This window comes from Paraburkholderia sp. J63 (genome assembly GCF_905220245.1).
GTDB lineage: Bacteria > Pseudomonadota > Gammaproteobacteria > Burkholderiales > Burkholderiaceae > Paraburkholderia.
The window spans coordinates 295,188-314,798 of the sequence record NZ_CAJMZF010000004.1 but is presented as its reverse complement, the minus strand read 5'-3'; the positions used below and the strand labels follow the sequence as shown (position 1 = coordinate 314,798).

The window sequence follows — 19,611 nt, the reverse complement described above, 5'->3', positions numbered from 1 at the left end:
CTCCCAATGGCCGAGCATTTCGTCGATCTGGATCAGAAAGGCGACGCCGATCTGAACCGGGTGAAGCCGTTTTCACCAACAAGCGATTTCGCTATTTTGGCAAGCATCATATGCTTTTTTGGAAAGGCGCTTTGTGCTATTCACTTCAAATTTATTTCCAGGAAGGATGGTTAGCAATGAAGCGATATTACCTTGCACTCCGGTTTGAAAGCCTACTGCTTGAGCAGGAATTAATTTTCCATCTTTAATCGTATAGAAATATAAGATTGACTGATACGGAGCCCCGGAGCTAGTTACAAGAGCGGAGTAACTATTTTTTACAAATGGATCTCGCTTAAGGGATGGGGCATCTCCCAGATCAATCACTTCTGAGGAATTGTCTATTGCCCAATAATGCGTGCCGTTACCGTCCCGACCGGCACCTGTCGCTACCCCAATTCCTTGCATTTGTGGATTTCCAAAATAAATATCTGTATCTAGCGACAAGCTATACCCTTCCTGGTCGTAACGCAGGGTTTCCTGATTTTTTTTGTCATTGTTAGTGGAAATCGTTATATAAATATTCCCGCCATTTTCATCTTGATCGCTGCATGCTTTTGCCCAAACATGCCCACCGCGAACTGCAGGAAGCACTGCATCTGCAATCTGCTCATTAATACACTCTGCACGTGCCGCGCTACAGGCAAATGCAGTGGCAAATGTGATGAAATAAATTAGAGTCCGTCGCATAGTATCTTCTTCGCCGCACTAACGTGCGCCTGTCGTTGTCCAAATGTCGATGCATCATATCGATTGATAATTCTTGACACATCATCAGAAAGCGGCGCGGAGGAATCGCCTGAATTTTCCCTATCGCATACCGTATTTATTTTGTGTAGCGCAAAAAACCATCCTCCAACATCAATTGGATTGAATTCGTTTCCATTTGCGCGGGCCGAAATTTTTTGTGGGTCACTTATGACGGCTGGTCTGATGGAAATATTCCCAGTATCCCACCATCCATTTTTGGTCCACCAACCCGCATCAAATTGATTCTTATGGAGCCATCCGCGATAGACCCAATAATCAGCGTATGTCGCCCTGCCAGTGATCTGAAGTGCACCTCGGCCTCTAAACTTAACACCATCGCCTGAGTTATATTTATTCCCGAGCGTGTTGTGGAGTTTTTCGTATCCATGGCCGCGTACAAAGTACGAATAGGTGTCTGGGCCGCTGTAATAATTTGCATCAGTTTCATACGCTCGGCTGGAATGATTGTTCCCGTACTCAACCATCCCCCCGCCGAGATTTGCTGTTTCATGAGTGGTTTGACCAAGGAAATGACTAACTCTAGTTTTGCTAGAATCAAGATATTTCGTTGAAACTTGGCTGATCGGCTTCACGTAGCGCGAAATGTTTTCGTGGGATGCATTAGGTATTATGCGAGCGAGTTCTGCAGCGCTTAGCCATTCACATTTTCTGAAGTGTCGAATGAACGAAAGCGGATGAAAGCACCAGAATTCTTTCCCTCCGGCGAGTGATGGCACCTGATCCATGAACTGCAGCTTCTTCAGGAAACCGGTAAACCTGTCGTAACCGTCCGGATCGGTGTCCTTGCACTTCCCAAAATATCCGTCCGGCTTGTTCAGATCCTGATATCGCTGATCGTTGTTGGCCGGGTCCCATTCGCTTTTCGTATGGCAGACGAAGCCGGCCAGGTCACTCCGCACGGTATCATTGGCTTGCACATAGTAGGTGAGCTGATCGTCGAGACTGAATTTAGGGTCGTCCTGTGACACGTCGTATGCGGTCGCCGTGGCATCGCCAACAAGCTGCCGCAACCTGCGGTAGCTGAACAGGCCATTGGCATCCAGCGGTGCGTTATCGCTATCGATCTTTTGCCAGCCAGCAAAAAAAGGGAAGTCTGCATCCGAGAGTTTGATGACGGATGTTTTGCTGATATCCACGTAGGCCTGAGTACCATTGGCATCGAACGGTACGGCAACCCAGGTCGTTTTCTCTTGAGCCGAGTTCAGTGTGGGGGACGGCGCGAGGATGCGCCCAAAGCGCAACAGTTCGTACCCGTCACTCGGACAGGTTGGATAGAACGTCAGCGCGCGCTCATAGAGCTTGTATTCGTAGTCGGGAAACTTATCTTTCACCGGCTGGGACGTCAGCAGTACGCAGTTGCCATCACCGTTCTCGTCCAGCCACGAGCGGGTGTAGCGCTGTCCCTTATGGAAGTAGGCCTCGACATACAGCTTGCTCTTGTCGCTCGGCAATTTGCCCGCGCTCAGCGCCGGAAACCAGGGATCATCATGCGGCGTCCCAGGGCGTGCCACGAAATCGGCGGTGGCAGGAATCACAAAATAGGCGTGCCCCCACCAGTCAGCCGATGTGGGCTGCACCGGATTTTTCTCGCCGAGCTGGACGGAATGCCCGGACTGATCAAACCACGCGGTGAAGTCTTCCTCGCTCATGAAGATTTCGAAGTGCAGATGCCGAAGGCCTTGCGACTGCCCCCAATGGCCGAGGATATCCTTGCGATGGACTTTTTTGCCGCTGCCCTGCTTGACACTATCTCCCGCCTGGAGCAGCCATGCTGCAAGCGCGGTGGGCGAGGTATTCTGTGGCAGACTCGCAGGCTGTTGTCCGCCCAGTGCGTGCTGAGCCGTCAAGTCGAGCAGATGCATGTAGAGCGAATAAAACGTGATGGTGCGCCCGTCTCCCGTGTCGGTGATGTGACGAAGCAGCACGAAGCCGTTATTGGTATTCAGTGCTTCCTGTCCTGTCGATTCATCAATGTGACCGTCGGAAATGGGGTTCTGGCTGATGCGGTGGGCGACGACTTCGCCATCCGCAATGGCACGCACGGGTTCATCCGGGGTACCCGGCACGAGGTGGATGCCACCGTGCCAGCGCCGGTCAAATGTAACGGGAAAAACACCGTGGTAGCCGGGCTCAAATGCCTCGACAGCCGTCATCATCGGGTCTGTGTCCGTCTCATCGCTGGAAGTCAGGCCGGACTGTGGCAGAAAGGGAGGGCTGATAATCATGGTTAGCGTGATTGCGGATAAAGGCTGGTGGTTTTCAGGTCGCCCTGAGGCATCGTCGGTAGCGGCATACGCATCGAATCTGCCCCGGGCTTGTCCCAGTCCGCCGTCTTCTCGTAGATATAGCCCGGCGTGGCGTTGACGATGCCGCTGCCGTTGATCTGGATATACGAGCCGCCCGCGCCGATCCAGATTTCCTTCGCGGCACTAAGGATGATCTTTCCGTCCGAGCTGCTGATGGTGAGGTCCTTCAGCGCGGCGAGCGCCATCGCGTCGCCCTGCGCCTGAATCTCTACCCTGCCCTTCGCCGCAAACAGCCGGATGCCGAGCCCGGCCACGAACGAGAGCATGCCCCGTACCGAGGCGAGCCACCCGCGGCCGGACGCAATGCTCACGTCGCGGCCCGCCGTGATGGCGTGATCGTTCTGGCTCGCCAGGTGCATGCTGTCGGTGGCCGTCGCGGCGATACCGGCCGCGCTCGCGAACACGAGATCGGGCCGCGCCATCTCCGGCGACGGGTTCGAGGTGCTTTTCGCGCCCCCCTTGATCGCCTCGTTCTGCGCCTTCATGCCCGCCATCACGTCACCCTGGCTGACCTGCGCATCCTGCGCCTTGTGCCGCTGCGCGAACTGCGACAGATCCTCGTGCTGCTGGCGAGCCTGCGTCAGCCGCTGCACCGTCTCGCCCATGTCCTTCACGGGCGCGCTCGCGCCGGAGCGCGGCTCGGTCGTGATCAGCAGGCCGCGATTGGCCCGCGCGGTTCCATGCGCCTCGGTCGCCAGCTCGAACCCCTCGCCGCGCGCCTCGCTACGGCCCTGGCGCCGGTCAATGCGCGTGTTGCTGCCCAGCACCAGACGCGACTGCGCGTGATCGCTCGCCACCTGCACCTGGAGCTTGCCGGGCGTATCGTCGGTGACAACGCTGTTCGTCGTCGGCCCCTCCAAGTCCTCGCTCATCCAGCCCGAGAGCGCCTGGTTCGCGGGCAGCGGCCACGGTGGCTCGTGGAACTGGTTCACGTGCCGTCCCGCGATATAGGGCTTGTCCGGATCATTGTCCTGATACCCGATAATGACCTCATGGCCCACGCGCGGAATATAGATCGCCCCGTAGTTCGCCCCCTGCCACGGCGAGGACACCCGCACCCAGCAGCTGGAATCCTGGTCCTGCTGGCCCTCCCGGTCCCAGGGGAACCAGACCCGCGCGCGGCCGTACCTGTCGGTCCAGATAGTCGAATCCGAATAGCCCGTTACGACCGCCACCTCGCCGTGCGAGCGCGGCTTCTTCGCTTTCTGCGGCGTGCGGAAATACGTGTTCGTGGGCTGCACCGTGAAGCGCGTGTCGCACGTGTACTGCCGCTGCAGCGCCCCGCGGTTCGTCACCGTGTCGTTGTTGACGATCTCGATCTGCGTCGCGACGACGAGGTATTCGCCGTTGCCCGGTGCGAGCGGATAGCCTTCGAGGTGGAACGTATAACCCACCCGCAGCCCGCGCATGTTGCCGCGGCCATGGCCGCGCAGGCTCTTTGCACGCTTCGCCTCCAGCCGCACCCGTGCCAGGTGCTCGCCCTCGAAGTCCACCTCATTGGGTTCAGCGGCGGTGCCCATCGCCCCGGCCAGCGGCTGCGAGTAATCCCCCCAGGCGTAGTGCTCGATGTTGTCGTTGGCGCGCTCGCTGTATTCCGTATCGTTGGTGGCGAGATTCGCCCGCGACTGTGTATAGTCGTAGTCGGTGACGGTAACCTTGCCCGTGGTCAGGGCGCGCGCGATCTCGAACTGGTGGACGTGTTCCTCGTCGATACGCTGGCCGTCGCGGTCCTGGTAGCGCAGCGTCTCATAGGCCGGACCGTGCTTCTTGTAGGCGGCGGTCGAGTCGCACAGCACGAGCGTGGGGCCCTGAAAGAAAAATGCGATGCCCCACTCCTGCCACAGGCGATTGAGATAGCCCCAGTCGCTCTCCCAGAACATGCGCTGGTAGTCGCGCTTCGGATACTGCCGGCCGAAGCCGGGACCGGCCAGGCGCAGTTCATAGTGAAACGGATACTTTTTCAGGATCGTCTCGGAAATTTCCACGACGCTCTTATCCTGAAATATTCTGGAGTCCTGATTCAAGGTTGAAAGCCAGAGCCAGGGGCGAATCCGCAGCCGGTAGAACGCGCGCCGCGTGTCCGCGCCCACGCACTGCGCCGCCACGATCAGACCGGTGATCTCGCGCACGTCCGCGCCGACGTTCACCGACGGCATCACCCCGATGGTTCCGGTTTCGTAGGTGCCACTGCCCTCGGTGGCGATCTTCACGGTCACCTGCTTGCCGACCAGTTCGTCCACCTTGACCATGTCTCTCGCCTCATGCACGGTCAGGCCGCTATCGTCCTTCGTCGCAATCTCGACGGTGTAGTCGTAGAGCTTGCCAAGCTTCTCGGTGCCCGTCAGGCGCGATACGGTGAACAGGCATTCGTCCTGCCACTTCGGCAGGGCCGCGCTGGCGATCTCCAGCGTGCGCGGTTGGTCAAGCCAGGACATGGGTCTCTCCAGGGCAGGTCAGGAAAAGGGAATCAGGAAATGTCGCGCATACCGGAGCGCGGCGGCCATTCGGCGATCTGGCCACGCTGCTTCGAATGCAGCACGGTCTTCGTAAACGAATGCATCGAGACGTGGCGCGCGACGTAGTGCTCCAGCACCAGTGCCAGCGTGTAGGGGCTCACCCCTTCAAGGCCGCTTTCGTCGAAGGTGAATTCGCACTGGATGCCCCGCCCGAACACCGGGCCGCCATTGCCCGGCGGCAGCATGTCGTTCACCGGCGTGGCCGTGGCGCTCACGAGGCTTTCAACCTGCCGCGCGAGGGCGCCCGCGTCCGGGGTCACGTAGAGGCGCAGGCGGCGGCGCACCCCTTCACCCGGATGGGGTTCCCCGTCGCTGTCGTCGAACATCTGGTAATCGAGCTTCAGTTGCCCCATCAGTTGCCAGGCCAGGTCGCCGCGCGCGAGCGGCGGTTTCGGTGCGGACGGCGCACGCACAAAACCGACGCTGACCACGGGCTTCGAGCCGGCCAGCGTGAGATCGCGACGGCCATCGCATTCGAGCAGGGAAGGCAGATCGCGGTTGGTCAGCCATGCCTCGATCGACAGGAAGCGGATGCCGCCGGCGTGGGGCCGGCCCTGACCGTCCACAAGCGAAATGAAGGTTTGCGTCTCGGTGAAGGGGCGACGTGTGCCATACTGCCGCCCGCCCCCCTGGACCAGGTTCGCCCGGCGGCGCAGACTGAAATAGTTGCCACTACTGGAGGTGCCTGAGCCGCACGGCTGGTCCCGAGGTTCGAACGGCACCTCTTCGTTGCTTTCCTCGGCAACCTGACCATGTGCGGCATCGATGGAGCGCAGGTCAAAGTCCGCCGGCGCCTGGGGAACCGGCACAAGCCGGTGCTCAGGCTCACCCGGGTCGATTTCGAGTTTCTTCGTGCGGAAGGGAAACAGGTTCACAACCGGCGTGCAGAAGAGCGCAAAATGCGACGCATCTACCGTATCGGCCAGTGCCCCGGGCACGCGGTTGAGCAGGATGACGATCTCGACCTCGTTGCCCTCGATCGCCCGCAGCCCCTCGCCAAGCCCCGTCAGCGTGAAAAACCAGAAGCGGGCCGGACACGCGAAGTATTCCTGCATGAGGCCATGCCCGTGCAGCCGGCGCGGCACGTCAGGCAGCACTGCCTGGTCCGGGGCAATGCCTTCGTGGACGACCGCGCCACGCGTGACCCCGTATAGCGGTCCCACCGCGAACCGGCCGGGTGCGGCCATGACGCTGGCTACACCGGCTGAGTGGATCAGTTCGAACAGATGCGAGGCAATGCGCTCGTCCCCGGCAAGATACACGGGCAGCCGGTCCAGTTCGTCCAGGCCCGCGATGGGCACCCCGTTCGTCGTCTGAAGCGTCAGGCGTACCGCGCCATGCACCCGCTGGCCGTCCGTCACATACCGGTCAAGAGACGGAATGTCCGGAGGTATCAGCGTGACCCGTGCGAGCCTGATCCTGAGCGGGTAGACCGTCACGTCCTGGCTGCTGCGGAACAGGCAGGGCGTCTTTTCGCCTGCGGGCGTGCGCGAGGTGAATTCCGTGCCGCGCGCGATGACAAACCCCTGGCCGCGATGACCGCTTGCATGCCCCGGATACAGACGGGCCACCCCAATCGATGGGGTCTGCCGGACGTAGTTCGGATAGACCGTTTCCAGCATCGGCTGCAGCAGTTCGGGAAACGCCGCATCGAGACGCATCTGCGTGCGCGCCGTCATGAACGAAGACGCCTGCACCAGCCGCTCGACATAGGGGTCGCCAATCTCGCCCGCCTGCATGCCCAGGCGGGCCGCAATCTTCGGATGCTGCCCCGCGAATTCCTGCGCAAGCGCAGTCGTGTAGAGCAGTTCGCGCGTGTAGTATTCGAGCAGTTCCGGGTCTGCGGGTGGTTGATGCCGCTTCGTCATGTCGTTCGTTTCTTTCGTCCAACGTGTCCTTTGCCTGTCCTGCCAAGCGACGTGCCATGTTGCGGGCACAACGTTTGGCTATCCCGTTTCTCGCATCCCGTCGGGACGGGGCAATTTTCAGGATGGGAATTTTCGTGCTGAGCCCCTGCTAGTCGTCATTCCCGCCGTTTTCCCACTGGGCCAGCAGTTCGGCTGGAATCGCGTTGACCACATCGACGTAGCGCTTGCCGACAAACTGCTCGGCACGTTTCAGCAATACGGGGATCGGACTGCTCGGCTCATGCTGTTCGAACCACTGGCGCGCTTCGCGGATCAGGTCAAGCGCCGCATGGCGGTCGGATGCCTTGCCGGCGGTACGGGGTGTCAATGGCTCGGACAACGTGTTTGCCTCACTCTCATCAGTAGCGGCCGGCAATTCAGCCGGGGCCGCAGACGCTTCACTATCCTGTTGTGCGTCGCCCTCTTCTTCATGGACGTCGTCTGCCTGACGACTGCCCGGTGGAATGGCAACATGGCGAAGCAGTCGCTTGAGCGCGGTGAGATCGGATGCGTACACGCTCAGGTGCTCACGGCACCAGCCCTCGATCGCTGTCAGGCTGTCAAGCGCGTCATCGAATCCGGAAAGGACGGAGGGACGCTGCATGCGCAGTTCTTCGAGCTGCCTGGTCACGGAGTCCGGTGTCAGCGCGTCGCTCGGCCGGGGATGCGCGAACGCCCGCTCGACGTCGCGCAACTGCAGGCGTGTCTGTGTCGACCGGGTGAGCGCAATTTCCCGCAGATCCGAGATCAGGCCATCGGTATCGGTGAGCGACTGCAGTGCGTTCATGCGGATTTCGAGCGCGGCCGAGCGATCTTCGTCGACACCCAGTTGAGGGTGAACCAGATCCGGGAACGCAGCCAGCCATCCGGCCAGCAGACCCAGACCTTCCGCAAAGCCGGCGGCGGCCGCAAGCCGCGTGCGGCACCGGATAAAGAGCACCGCCAGACGCACGTCCTTGCTGCGCATCATCAGGCGCCGGCAGTCGCGGTCGACATCGCTCCAGTTCACCGGCTCCGGTGTGCCGACGAAATCGCCGTATTGGGCAGTGGCCTTTGCGGCAACGCTCGCGCTCAGAACAACGAATTCCGGGTCGTACTCAAGGTCGGCACCGCACGGAGCGCTCTCGGAAATGGGCGCCATCCAGTCGTGTGTCACGCCGCGGCCCTGAGGCGTTTGAGGTTTTTTCTTTTTGCTATTGCTCATGGTTCAACCTGTTTCAACCGGGCAGCGCGGGCTTCGGCATCCCGTCTGAGCTGGGGCACGTAGCGCTCCGGCTCGAAAACCATTCCCGTGACCGGCTCCGGCGAAGGTGACTGCCCGAGCCAGCTCGACCAGCCCAGTTGCTGCGGGCCACCCATCACGGCCGGCGGAGCACTGTGCGGCCGGATCTTCAGCTCGAGTTCCCAATGAATTTCTGTGCCGACAAACGCCCGCACCCATTCCACCAGGCGCAGCAGATCCGCGCCGCGGGGAGTGAACCGCTGGTAATCATCGATATCCACCGGACCGACGACAATGCGAAAGCGGCACTGACGATCAGGAATCCTGTCGCCCAGAAATCCGTCGACTGCCATCGTCGTGGCCGCTCCTGGTACGCCCAGCCTGCTGCGTTTGTCAGGGGCACGTTCCAGCCAGTGAAAGACAAATTCATCGATCTGGACTGGTACACCGAAATAATGGGAGACCGTCGCAGCCAGCCCATCCGGGTTGCGTGATTCGCGAATGAGGTGCGGGGCGGCGGACAGCCTCGCGTGCGCGGGCAGCGCCCCCTTGCCGATTTCCCTGACGTCGTGGCCGGTGAGCCCCGCAATGTAGAACGTGAAACGCTCATTGTCAGGGCGGTCGAGACCCGCTGCCGCTTGCGCCGATGCCCAAGCCCGATAGAACTGCGTGAGATACCGGTGGTGAAAAATGTCGAGGAAATTGCCGAGCGTTGGATCGCGCCGATGCTCTTCGCGCTCGCGCGCAATCTCGGTGACGTGAATGGGGAGTGGCCCATTGGGACCGAGCATGCCCAGCCCGAAGAGGCGGATCTTCAGGCGGTCGTGGACCACGCCAGCTCGCGCAATTTCGCGCGGTGCAAAGATAAGGCTCGCCTGCTGGCCAAGCCGGAACGGTTCAGCCTGCGGAAGCCTGGCCGTCCCGATCGGGTCGATTGCCGGGTTGGCGCCGATACGGCGCATCAGCGCGAAAAACCCGTATCGCCAGGGTTCGACTTGCAGATGGTCGAGCAATGATTGCGACAGCGCGATGTCCTGGATCAGCGCCTTGAACGGAGCACGTTGCATCAGGCCACTCCGCGCGCGCCCATGCGCATCGGCCAGCGCGCAACCAGCCCGCGCTGCATCGAATGCAGCTCCGTCTGCGTGAACGAATTGATCGACACGTGGCGGGCCATGTAGTGCTCGAGGATCAGGCCAAGCAGGTAGGGACTCAGGCCCGAGAATCCCGTCTCGTCGACCGTCAGCACGCACCCGATGCCGTAACCGAACACGAGCGGGCCGTTGCCGGGCAGCATGCTGTTGACGGGTTGCGTTTTCACACCGATCAGGGCATCGACCTGACGCCGGCGCTCCGTATCATCGCCGGACAGGAAAAGCCCGAGCAGATCGCGCAGGCCCTGCCCGCCTTCGCGGTGATCCATGTCACTGAACGGCAGATAGTTGAAGTTCAGTTGCCGGATCAGGCGCCAGGCCAGTTCGCGTTCCGCGTACGGCGGCCTCGGTGGGCTGGGCGGGCGGATCAGGCCGATCGACTCAATGGCTTCCTCGTCATTTCCTTCGAGGTCGTTGATCCCGTTGCGGGGAACCAGCAGCGGCAAGTCGCGGTTCGTGACCCAGGCATCGGCCGACAGATAGCGGATGTCCTCGCCGTAGGGCGCTTCCGTCTGATCGACCAGGGATACAAACACCTCGGTACCGATGTAGGGCGTGCGGGTACCGTAGAGCCGTCCCGCGTCCGACACAAGCCGAGGTTCGCGGCGGCTCGAGAAATAGCGTCCATAGTTGCCCTCGTCGTCGTTCAAGGTCTGGAACAACGGCCTGAATTCCAGTTCGGCCTGGCCCGATGTCTTCTGCCCGTACAGCTTCCGGATGGAGAAGACCTCGTAGTCGAGCGGTTCCGGTTTCGACGGCACGAGACGGATCTCTGCCTCACCCTGCGGAATTTCGATCTGGTCAGTCCGCTTTTCGAACAGGTTGACGACGGGGGTACAGAAAAGCGCGAAACGCGACGCATCCACCAGATTCGCCAGGCGTCCGGTGAGCTGGTCCAGCAGCACGATCACCTCGGCTTCAGGCCCGTTGATACGGCGCAACCCTTCCGCAAGTCCCGTCAGCGCAAAGAAGTAGAAGCGGCTCGGGCACGCGAAATACTCATGCAGAAGATTGTGCCCATGGAATTTCGACCAGCCGAGCGGCAATAGTCCCTGGTCAGCAGCGAAACCTTCGAGGGCAACCGGGCTGGATGTGACTGCCGAAAGCGGTCTGCCCGGCTCGCCGATGAGCAAGGCCACATTCGCTGCGTGCAGCAGTTCGAACAGGTGCGAGGCGACCTGTTCATCGCCCACAAGGTAAACTGGCAGACGGTCAAGGTCCTGCAGCTCCGAAATTCGCGAACCGTTTGTCGTACGGAACCGGATGCGCAAGGCACCCCGCACCTGGCGATCGGGTGGCACATACCGGTCGAGTCGGCCGACATCTGACGGGATCGCGGTAAGCTTCGCTTCGGAAATGCCGAGCGGATACACCGTGACCTCCGTTCCGGTACGGAACTGGCACGCGGTTTTCTCCCCGGCGGGTTTGCGTGCCTTGAGGATCGTGCCGCGTGGCAGATGGAACCCTCTCTTCAGTTTTCCTTCGCTCAGGCCGGGATAGATCCGGGCGACTGACATGGACGGCGTTGGCGCCACATAGTTCGGGTAGGTGACTTCGAGCAGCCGTTCCGCGAATTTCGGAAACTCCGCATCCATCCTGATCTGCGCGCGCGAGACCACGACACAGAACGACTCAAGCAGCCGCTCGACATAGGGGTCCCGGACCCCACCGGCCTGCGTGTCCAGACGCGCGGCGACACCGGGATGCTGCCTCCCGAACCCGGCGGCGAGTTCGCGCAGGTAGATCAATGCCTGACTGGAATGATCGAGTAGCCGTGGATCCATTGCGTTGTCCCGTAATCGATGCCGTTCAGATGCCGCGCGTACCGCTGACGCTGAGTTGACTGGTCCCCAGGTCAAGCGAGCTCTGCACCATGAATTCCATCGGATAGGGGTCCATACTGATCAGGCCGCGCACTTCGAATGCCAGGGCGTTGTACTGGACTTCGCCATCCTCGTCCGGCAATGGCAATACGCTGAGACTGCCCGGCACAAGGCGGGGCTCGAAGTCCCGGATTGCGCGCTTGATGATGGTCTCGATATCCGTCCATTGGCGCGTCGCCATGAATTTGCCTGCCAATGGCGGTACCCCATAGTTCATCGTTGAGGCCATGACGTGCGGGTAGCGCACCTCGTCAATCTGCTCCTCGATATTGGTGGTATTGAGCAGGTACGCCAGATCGCGCTGGACGATGTCGCGCATCTGTGCACGCGTCACGGCATATTCGCCCGGTGCCTCGTGCTGCCGGTGTGGTGCGTCATCCCGCAGCCGGTCCAGAAGCGTGGGCATCAAAAAAGCATCGGCCCGCCGGGGCGTGCTGGACGTCTGCGCACTGTTGGCCTTGCGTCTACGCCGCTCCATCGACGCCCCCTTCATCCTGCATTGCCATCCTGTCAACACTATCGGCCGACCCACGGTCAGCGTCATGGATAAATGTACAGACATCCAGTTCGAAGAGGTCCACATCGCCGGCACTGGTTGTCCACGTCTTGCGGCCCTCCGCGACCACACCGGTAAGGCCCGCATCCGTCCAGATCGTCATGTTGCCAAGGCGCAGCGCATCGATAACGGCGCTGTCGTACGTCGCGTGCGCAGCGGCCGGGAAACGCGCGGGCATAAACCCCCGAACCTTGGTGCCATCGACGAGCGTGAGCAGGCATGGCGCCCAGACGAGATCAACCAGCGTCGCCGGATGCCCGATTTCCCAGCCCGCGATATCGGAAAAAGGCAGCCAGCGGTAGCGTCCTGCCGTGATGATTTCGCAGACTGGGCCGAGACGCGAATCGCTGTCGGCGATCCACTCAAAGGAATGACTCGCTCCGCCGCCGCCCACCAGCGGCGCCTCGTCCAGCGCTGCCTCGCGCATGGCGTCGGCGGCATCAGTTTGCCCGGTCGCAGTCAGGCGCAACGACTCAGTGAGATTTTCAACCCAGGATGGTGGATCAATGACAAAGCCAGGTTGCGCGAGTCCGTTCAGGACCTTCGTGCGCCAGCGCTCGGCGCGGATCAGGTCGCGGTACGCCTGCACAGCCTGTAACTGCTGGGGGTTCAGCTGCGCGAAGACCTGCAGTTGCTGGACAGCCCGCTCCCACTGCTGCGTCACGCAGAGCAGCTGGAACAGGGGCCAGCGGTGGCCTGCAACGGCGGGCTCGCGGCGGACCCTGCCCTGCGCGTCATCCAGGCGAGTGGCGAGCGATATGCGCGACATCGTCATGGAGAATCCCCGGTCAGGTTCACTTCCGGCATGGGTAGCGGACTGTCAATACCGAGTGAATGGTGCTCGCGACGCGCGAGCGCAGGCGGCAGCGTTGCCATCGAACGAAACGCTGAAACCAGATATTCGGGTGGGGCAAAGAGGCGCAGGATCTCCGGCACTGGTTCGGATTCCGGCTCCCCAGGTCGCTCTCCCTGAGTGGGCCAAAGGCATGATCCAGCAGTTGCGCACCGGAGAGCAGCGCTTCGATGGAGTCATGGCCAGCATGGTAAAGATGCGGGTCAACAGGCAGACCGGACTCGCTATGCACGTAGCGGCCAGACGGTTCAGCCGGAGACTCCCAGTCAGCCGCAGGTGCCGGTCCAAACGGATTATCCAGTGCCTGGCAGTACTGTCTATGCAGGCTGGCGATCAGATCTTCTCCATCAACACGCACAGATGTCCGTGACGTCGCGCCGTCCTCCAGCACCGGACGTGAGCCAAGGAGGCCAAAGATGGCTGCACTGCCCCGCTGATCCTCTTCCAGTTGCGCTTCGTCAAACATCGCAAGCGGATCGCTATCCGTTTGCGGCATGCCCGTGCCCGTCCGTGCGAGAGCATGTCCCGCCGTGAACGCTTTAGGTTCGGCGCGCGTCGCGGGTGGTTCGCGACGGTGAAGCAGCCGGAAGAAGTGCATAAGCCAGTGACCTGAATATGCTTGAAGAACCGCATTTTAAACACACTAAACATGAATGCGTCCACTGCGATCTCGTTATCGCCGTTTACCAAACACAATTGAATCTTCGCCAATGTCTTTAAATAATGTTAAATACCATCGCAATGATTGGTTGGCATCAATAAATCATTAATTCGACACAAAAATTCAGATTTATACAATTGACTTCCATTGTGTGGTTGCGGTATTTGTGCGCGGGACAGGTTGTGTGAAATTTCTAGATATTTAGAATGGATACGTTAGTAAGCCATCCTGTATATATGCCGTTGACGAGTGCGGACTTATGGAATTAAAGTGCGACGTGTACAAATAATCCCCGATCGCTGGGGACTGCTTTTCGTCATTTTCCCTCGGGAAGGCAGGAGGCGATATACGCGTGCGGCAAGACCATACGGGGCAGACTGCACATGCGCTTTCAGAAAATGGCAGAGCGCGTCAAGAAAGAAGATAACGACAATCCTGGAAGAATCACATGGCGATTTCCCGTCATTCCCTGTTCAGCAAGCTGGGAGTCACGCTGTTCAGGAGTGCTGAATCTGCAACGGCGTACTGCAAACTCAGAGGCAATCCGTACGTCGAACCGGTGCACTGGCTGCATCAGCTCATGCAGCAGCCCGATTCCGATCTGCATCGTGTGCTGCGTCACTGTGGAATTGATCAGGACACGCTGGATCGTGACATCGCCCGTGCACTTGCGACGCTGCCAGCAGGTGCCAGTTCCATTATCGATTTCTCGCACCATGTCGATCACGCCATCGAACGTGCCTGGCTCATCACGTCACTCGAAAAGAACGAGCGGCGTATTCGCGGCGCCTGGTTGCTGGTCGCCCTTCTGACGACGCCAGAACTGCGGCGGGTCCTGCTCTCCATTTCGCCCACGTTCGCAAAAATTCCCGTAGACGGCCTCACTGATGAGTTGCCGGCGTGGATTGATGGTTCGCCCGAAGCGGGCGAAGTCCCGCACGACGGTAGCGACTACTCCCCCGCTCTTCCAGGCGAAGCGTCGCAGGCGATGCCTGGCGCGTCGAAAGGCTCGACGCTCGAACAGTACTGCACCGACCTGACGGCACGCGCGCGTGCCGGTGAGATCGATCCCGTGGTGGGGCGCGAGCTCGAAATCCGCACGATGATCGACGTGCTGCTGCGCCGCCGCCAGAACAATCCGCTGCTCACGGGGGAGGCCGGCGTTGGCAAGACCGCTGTGGTGGAAGGACTCGCCCTCGCGATTGCCGCCGGTGAAGTACCGCCCAAACTCGCCAGCGTGCGACTGCTCAGCCTTGATGTCGGCGCGCTCCTGGCCGGCGCCAGCATGAAGGGTGAATTCGAGGCGCGCCTGAAGGGCGTGCTCGAAGCTGCTGCAAAGTCGCCGGTTCCGGTCATTCTCTTCGTTGACGAAATTCATACGCTGATCGGTGCCGGTGGTCAGGCAGGTACGGGCGACGCTGCCAACCTGCTCAAGCCGGCGCTCGCGCGCGGCACGATCCGCACTATCGGGGCAACAACGTGGGCCGAGTACAAGCGGCACATCGAGAAGGATCCAGCGCTCACCCGCCGCTTCCAGGTCCTTCAGGTTCCGGAGCCGGAGGAAGTGGCCGCCATCGACATGGTGCGGGGCCTCGCGCCAACGTTTGCGCGACATCATGGTGTTGTTGTTCTCGACGAAGCGATCCGTGCTGCGGCGAAGCTTTCGCATCGCTACATTCCCTCGCGGCAGTTGCCCGACAAGGCGATCAGCCTGCTCGATACGGCCTGCGCTCGTGTAGCACTTTCGCAGCATACGCCTCCGCGCGAATTGCAAAACCTCTCCGAGCGTCTGCGCGCGGCCAAGGTCGAACGCGACCTGCTCCAGCAGGAAGCGCTCATTGGCCTGAATGCAGATAAGGCCATTACCTCGGCGAACGCGCGCATCGAAGCCCTGACAGGCGACATGGCCGTTGTCGAAGGAAACTGGCGCGTCCAGCTTGACGCCATGCAGGCGCTTGCGGGCGCGCGTGAGGCAGCGCTCGCCGGCGATCAGGCGGCGACAGGTTCCTTGCGTGATCTTGAGCAACAGCTCACAGTCCTCAGGAGCGAGACGCCCTATGTGTTCCCGGAAGTCGATGAAGCCATCGTCGCGGAGATCGTGTCCGACTGGACCGGTGTTCCGGTAGGCCGCATGGTGACTGACGAGATCACGGCCGTTCGCACACTGCCCTCAACGCTCGAGGCGCGGGTTATCGGTCAGCCTGATGCGCTCCACCAGATCGGCGAGCGCGTGCAGACGGCGCGTGCCGGCCTCACGGATCCGAAGAAGCCCCTTGGTGTATTCCTGCTTGCGGGACCCTCCGGCGTTGGCAAGACCGAGACCGCGCTGGCGCTTGCCGAAGCGCTGTATGGCGGCGAACAGAACCTGATCACCATCAACATGAGCGAGTATCAGGAAGCCCACACTGTCTCGGGGCTCAAGGGCGCGCCACCGGGCTATGTCGGCTACGGCGAAGGAGGTGTGCTTACTGAAGCCGTGCGCCGCCGTCCGTATTCGGTAGTGCTGCTCGACGAGATCGAGAAAGCGCATCGCGACGTCCACGAAATGTTCTTCCAGGTGTTCGACAAGGGCTACATGGAAGACGGCGATGGACGGTATATCGACTTCCGCAATACCACGATCCTGCTCACCAGCAATGTGGGCTCCGAGCTGACGGCGAGCCTGTGTGCGGACTCCATGCTTGCGCCGGATGCAGAGGCCTTGCGCGATGCGCTCGCCCCCGAACTGCTAAAGGTGTTCCCGGCCGCGTTCCTCGGTCGCGTCACCGTCGTCCCATACCGGCCGCTCGCCAGCATGTCACTCGCACGAATTGTACGTCTGCACCTGGACCGCGTCGTGCGCCGCATGGCTGAGGCACACCAGATCGCACTGACCTACGACGAGCCTGTCGTCGATTACATCGTCGGTCGATGCCTCGTGCAGGAGACGGGCGCTCGTGTCCTGATCGGCTTCATCGAGCAGCACGTCCTGCCGCGCCTTTCAACCCTGTGGCTCGATGCGTTCTCGTCGAAGCAGCCCCTTTCACGCATCGATATTGTCCTGGGCGATCGTGACGCACCGCCGGCTACCGCGCTCATCTTCCGGTTCCCGGCTACGACGCAGGACACCCAGACCGATGGCGTCAGCGCTGACGCTGAGGAATCCATCGTCGGGCAGGCGCTCTGACGCTACCGCCCCTTTACCACACCCACCACCGCTCACGGGAGTTTCCCCATGTCTTCCAGCAGTTCGCAGAAGTTCATTGCACGCAATCGCGCGCCGCGTGTGCAGATCGAGTATGACGTCGAGGTCTACGGTTCCGAAAAGAAGGTCGAGCTCCCGTTTGTGATGGGCGTGCTCGCCGATCTGTCGGGCAAACCGGTCGAGCCGCTGCCGGCCGTGGCAGACCGCCGCTTCCTCGATATTGATATTGACAATTTCGATGAACGCATGAAAGCCATCCGGCCGCGCGTCGCGTTTGCCGTGGCGAACACGCTCACGGGCGAAGGCCAGATGATGGTCGACATGACCTTCGAGAGCATCGAGGACTTCTCGCCGGCCGCCGTCGCACGCAAGGTCGAACCGCTGCGACAGCTGCTGGATGCGCGCACGCAACTCGCGAACCTGCAGACGTACATGGACGGCAAGTCGGGCGCGGAATCGCTTGTGAACCAGCTGCTCCAGGACCCCTCGCTTCTGAAGTCACTGGCCGCCGCGCCGAAGCCGCAGGTGGCCGTTGACACCCCTGAAGCCGTGGAATCCGGCAACGCGAACTGATCGACAGGATACCTTAGAGACACATCATGGCAAAACAGCACGCACAGACAGCGGTGGCCGGCGTCGCAACCGGCTCGGACTTCACCCAGCTGCTCAACCAGGAATTCCGGCCGAAGACCGAACAGGCGCGCGAAGCCGTCGAGCTCGCCGTCCAGACGCTCGCCGAGCAGGCGCTGCGGCAGTCGGCCACCATCAGCGACGATGCGTACAAGAGCATCGCCGCCATCATCGCGCAGATCGATCACAAGCTCTCCGAGCAGATCAACCTGATCCTGCACCACGACGATTACCAGAAGCTGGAATCGGCCTGGCGTGGCCTGCATCACCTCGTCTCCAATACGGAAACCGATGAGCGCCTGAAGATCCGCTTCATGGACATCTCGAAGGACGAGTTGCGCCGCACGATGAAGCGCTACAAGGGCCTCGCATGGGACCAGAGCCCGCTCTTCAAGCAGATCTACGAAGAAGAGTATGGCCAGCTCGGCGGCGAGCCGTACGGCTGCCTCGTCGCGGACTACTACTTCGACCATACGCCGCCGGATGTCGACCTGCTCAGTTCGATCGGCAAGATCTCGGCCGCGGCCCATACGCCGTTCATCTCGGGTGCGTCGCCCGCAGTGCTGCAGATGGAATCGTGGCAGGAGCTCGCCAATCCACGCGACCTCACGAAGATCTTCACGCAGAACCTCGAATATGCTCCGTGGAACTCGCTGCGCAACACCGAGGATGCCCGCTACATCGGTCTTGCGATGCCGCGCTTCCTCGCGCGCCTGCCGTATGGCGCAAAGACGAACCCGGTCGACGAATTCGACTTCGAGGAAGACACGGCGGGCTCGGATCACCGTCACTACGCATGGTCCAACGCCGCCTACGCAATGGGCGTGAACATCAACCGCTCATTCAAGCTGTACGGCTGGTGCTCGCTGATCCGCGGCGTGGAATCGGGTGGCACGGTCGAAAACCTGCCCTGCCACACGTTCCCGACGGACGACGGCGGTGTCGACATGAAATGCCCGACCGAAATCGCCATTTCGGATCGCCGTGAAGCCGAACTCTCGAAGAACGGTTTCATTCCGCTCATTCACCGCAAGAACACTGACCACGCCACCTTCATCGGTGCGCAGTCGATGCAGAAGCCGGCCGAGTACCACGACGCGGATGCCACCGCCAACGCGAACCTGTCGGCGCGCCTGCCGTATCTCTTCGCCTGCTCGCGCTTCGCGCATTACCTGAAGTGCATCGTGCGCGACAAGATCGGTGCGTTCAAGGAGCGCGAGGACATGCAGCGCTGGCTCAACGAATGGATCATGAATTACGTGGATGCCGACCCGGCCAACTCGTCGCAGGAAACCAAGGCGCGTCGACCGCTCGCTGCGGCCGAAGTGCTCGTCGAGGACGTGGAAGGCAACCCTGGCTACTACCAGGCGAAGTTCTTCCTGCGCCCGCACTTCCAGCTTGAAGGCCTGACCGTGTCGCTGCGCCTGGTCGCGAAGCTTCCGTCGATCAAGGAAGCCGCATAACTGGCGCAGATGGGCCATCGACATGACGGGGTCGATGGCCAGCCCGCATTCCCTCACAAGGAGTCTTTGCATGCCATACCAATATTCGGAAGTCGCCTCACTCGAAAGCACGCCTCTCGTCGGCTCGTACCAATGTGTTGCTCTGGTTCAACGCTACGCAGCAGCGCCCGCCCCGACGACAACCTGGAGCGAAGGCGAACGCGTGCTGGATGCGACGAATGTGCCGGTCGGAACTGCCATCGCGACGTTTGTGAATGGCCGCTATCAGAGCCACCAGCATGGCAACCATGCTGCCCTGTTCATGGGACGCGAAGGCAATTGTATTCGCGTGATGGATCAGTGGGCGGGGGACCCGATGAAGTCCACCGTGTCATCACGGCTGATCTGCCCCAAGGGCAAATACAGCAACGGCCACTTCCGCGATCCCAGTAACAACGCCGACGCATTTTCCATCATCGAATAGGGC

At 61.0% G+C, this 19,611-nt stretch carries 13 protein-coding genes and 1 pseudogene; 4 read left to right on the top strand and 10 right to left on the bottom strand.

The genetic code is table 11. The features are described from left to right. Positions 1 to 72: 72 nt before the first annotated feature. The 10 genes and pseudogenes from U5775_RS07290 to U5775_RS07245 form a co-directional block, all read right to left on the bottom strand. A complete protein-coding gene (locus tag U5775_RS07290) occupies positions 73 to 729 on the bottom strand; it encodes a hypothetical protein (protein ID WP_322057448.1) in 657 nt (218 codons plus the stop codon). Further along, positions 714 to 2,966: a hypothetical protein gene (locus U5775_RS07285; RefSeq protein ID WP_322057447.1), complete on the bottom strand. Its 2,253-nt coding sequence runs from the start codon at positions 2,964 to 2,966 to the stop codon at positions 714 to 716. The genes U5775_RS07290 and U5775_RS07285 overlap by 16 nt, the downstream gene beginning before the upstream one ends. A gap of 71 nt (positions 2,967 to 3,037) precedes the next feature. Next, the gene (locus U5775_RS07280) at positions 3,038 to 5,551 is read right to left on the bottom strand and encodes a type VI secretion system Vgr family protein (protein ID WP_322057446.1); all 2,514 of its coding nucleotides are present in this window, start codon (positions 5,549 to 5,551) and stop codon (positions 3,038 to 3,040) included. A 32-nt stretch (positions 5,552 to 5,583) separates the two neighbouring features. Further along, complete coding sequence (gene tssF / locus U5775_RS07275; protein ID WP_322057445.1) at positions 5,584 to 7,500, bottom strand: type VI secretion system baseplate subunit TssF; 1,917 nt, start codon at positions 7,498 to 7,500, stop codon at positions 5,584 to 5,586. A gap of 148 nt (positions 7,501 to 7,648) precedes the next feature. Next, on the bottom strand, positions 7,649 to 8,743 hold the full coding sequence (locus U5775_RS07270) for an ImpA family type VI secretion system protein (RefSeq protein WP_415913523.1): 1,095 nt from the start codon (positions 8,741 to 8,743) through the stop codon (positions 7,649 to 7,651). Then, positions 8,740 to 9,828: a type VI secretion system baseplate subunit TssG gene (tssG, locus tag U5775_RS07265; protein WP_322057444.1), complete on the bottom strand. Its 1,089-nt coding sequence runs from the start codon at positions 9,826 to 9,828 to the stop codon at positions 8,740 to 8,742. Before tssG ends, U5775_RS07270 begins: the two co-directional genes overlap by 4 nt. After that, complete coding sequence (tssF, locus tag U5775_RS07260; RefSeq protein WP_322057443.1) at positions 9,828 to 11,699, bottom strand: type VI secretion system baseplate subunit TssF; 1,872 nt, start codon at positions 11,697 to 11,699, stop codon at positions 9,828 to 9,830. The genes tssG and tssF (U5775_RS07260) overlap by 1 nt, the downstream gene beginning before the upstream one ends. A gap of 25 nt (positions 11,700 to 11,724) precedes the next feature. Next, the gene (tssE, locus tag U5775_RS07255) at positions 11,725 to 12,276 is read right to left on the bottom strand and encodes a type VI secretion system baseplate subunit TssE (RefSeq protein WP_322057442.1); all 552 of its coding nucleotides are present in this window, start codon (positions 12,274 to 12,276) and stop codon (positions 11,725 to 11,727) included. Continuing rightward, a complete protein-coding gene (locus tag U5775_RS07250; RefSeq protein WP_322057441.1) occupies positions 12,263 to 13,129 on the bottom strand; it encodes a type VI secretion system accessory protein TagJ in 867 nt (288 codons plus the stop codon). Before U5775_RS07250 ends, tssE begins: the two co-directional genes overlap by 14 nt. Next, positions 13,126 to 13,673: pseudogene (locus tag U5775_RS07245) on the bottom strand (TagK domain-containing protein). Before U5775_RS07245 ends, U5775_RS07250 begins: the two are co-directional and overlap by 4 nt. A 643-nt stretch (positions 13,674 to 14,316) precedes the next feature. Between U5775_RS07245 and tssH the strand changes: the two are divergent. The 4 genes from tssH (at position 14,317) to U5775_RS07225 (ending at position 19,608) form a co-directional block, all read left to right on the top strand. Continuing rightward, complete coding sequence (gene tssH, locus U5775_RS07240) at positions 14,317 to 17,034, top strand: type VI secretion system ATPase TssH (RefSeq protein ID WP_322057440.1); 2,718 nt, start codon at positions 14,317 to 14,319, stop codon at positions 17,032 to 17,034. Between the two features lie 48 nt (positions 17,035 to 17,082). Continuing rightward, positions 17,083 to 17,625: a type VI secretion system contractile sheath small subunit gene (tssB, locus tag U5775_RS07235; protein WP_322057439.1), complete on the top strand. Its 543-nt coding sequence runs from the start codon at positions 17,083 to 17,085 to the stop codon at positions 17,623 to 17,625. Between the two features lie 26 nt (positions 17,626 to 17,651). Further along, positions 17,652 to 19,145 (top strand): type VI secretion system contractile sheath large subunit, encoded by a 1,494-nt coding sequence (gene tssC, locus U5775_RS07230; protein WP_322057438.1) that lies wholly within the window; start codon positions 17,652 to 17,654, stop codon positions 19,143 to 19,145. Between the two features lie 70 nt (positions 19,146 to 19,215). Continuing rightward, complete coding sequence (locus U5775_RS07225; RefSeq protein WP_322057437.1) at positions 19,216 to 19,608, top strand: BPSL0067 family protein; 393 nt, start codon at positions 19,216 to 19,218, stop codon at positions 19,606 to 19,608. Positions 19,609 to 19,611 lie beyond the last annotated feature (3 nt).

Coding starts and splice junctions, on each gene's coding strand:
- tssB (WP_322057439.1), top strand. CDS start 17,083: ATGTCTTCCAGCAGTTCGCAGAAGTTCATTGCACGCAATCGCGCGCCG.
- U5775_RS07270 (WP_415913523.1), bottom strand. CDS start 8,743: ATGAGCAATAGCAAAAAGAAAAAACCTCAAACGCCTCAGGGCCGCGGC.
- tssF (WP_322057443.1), bottom strand. CDS start 11,699: ATGGATCCACGGCTACTCGATCATTCCAGTCAGGCATTGATCTACCTG.
- U5775_RS07285 (WP_322057447.1), bottom strand. CDS start 2,966: ATGATGACGGCTGTCGAGGCATTTGAGCCCGGCTACCACGGTGTTTTT.
- tssG (WP_322057444.1), bottom strand. CDS start 9,828: ATGCAACGTGCTCCGTTCAAGGCGCTGATCCAGGACATCGCGCTGTCG.
- U5775_RS07280 (WP_322057446.1), bottom strand. CDS start 5,551: ATGTCCTGGCTTGACCAACCGCGCACGCTGGAGATCGCCAGCGCGGCC.
- tssH (WP_322057440.1), top strand. CDS start 14,317: ATGGCGATTTCCCGTCATTCCCTGTTCAGCAAGCTGGGAGTCACGCTG.
- U5775_RS07225 (WP_322057437.1), top strand. CDS start 19,216: ATGCCATACCAATATTCGGAAGTCGCCTCACTCGAAAGCACGCCTCTC.
- tssC (WP_322057438.1), top strand. CDS start 17,652: ATGGCAAAACAGCACGCACAGACAGCGGTGGCCGGCGTCGCAACCGGC.
- tssF (WP_322057445.1), bottom strand. CDS start 7,500: ATGACGAAGCGGCATCAACCACCCGCAGACCCGGAACTGCTCGAATAC.
- tssE (WP_322057442.1), bottom strand. CDS start 12,276: ATGGAGCGGCGTAGACGCAAGGCCAACAGTGCGCAGACGTCCAGCACG.
- U5775_RS07290 (WP_322057448.1), bottom strand. CDS start 729: ATGCGACGGACTCTAATTTATTTCATCACATTTGCCACTGCATTTGCC.
- U5775_RS07250 (WP_322057441.1), bottom strand. CDS start 13,129: ATGACGATGTCGCGCATATCGCTCGCCACTCGCCTGGATGACGCGCAG.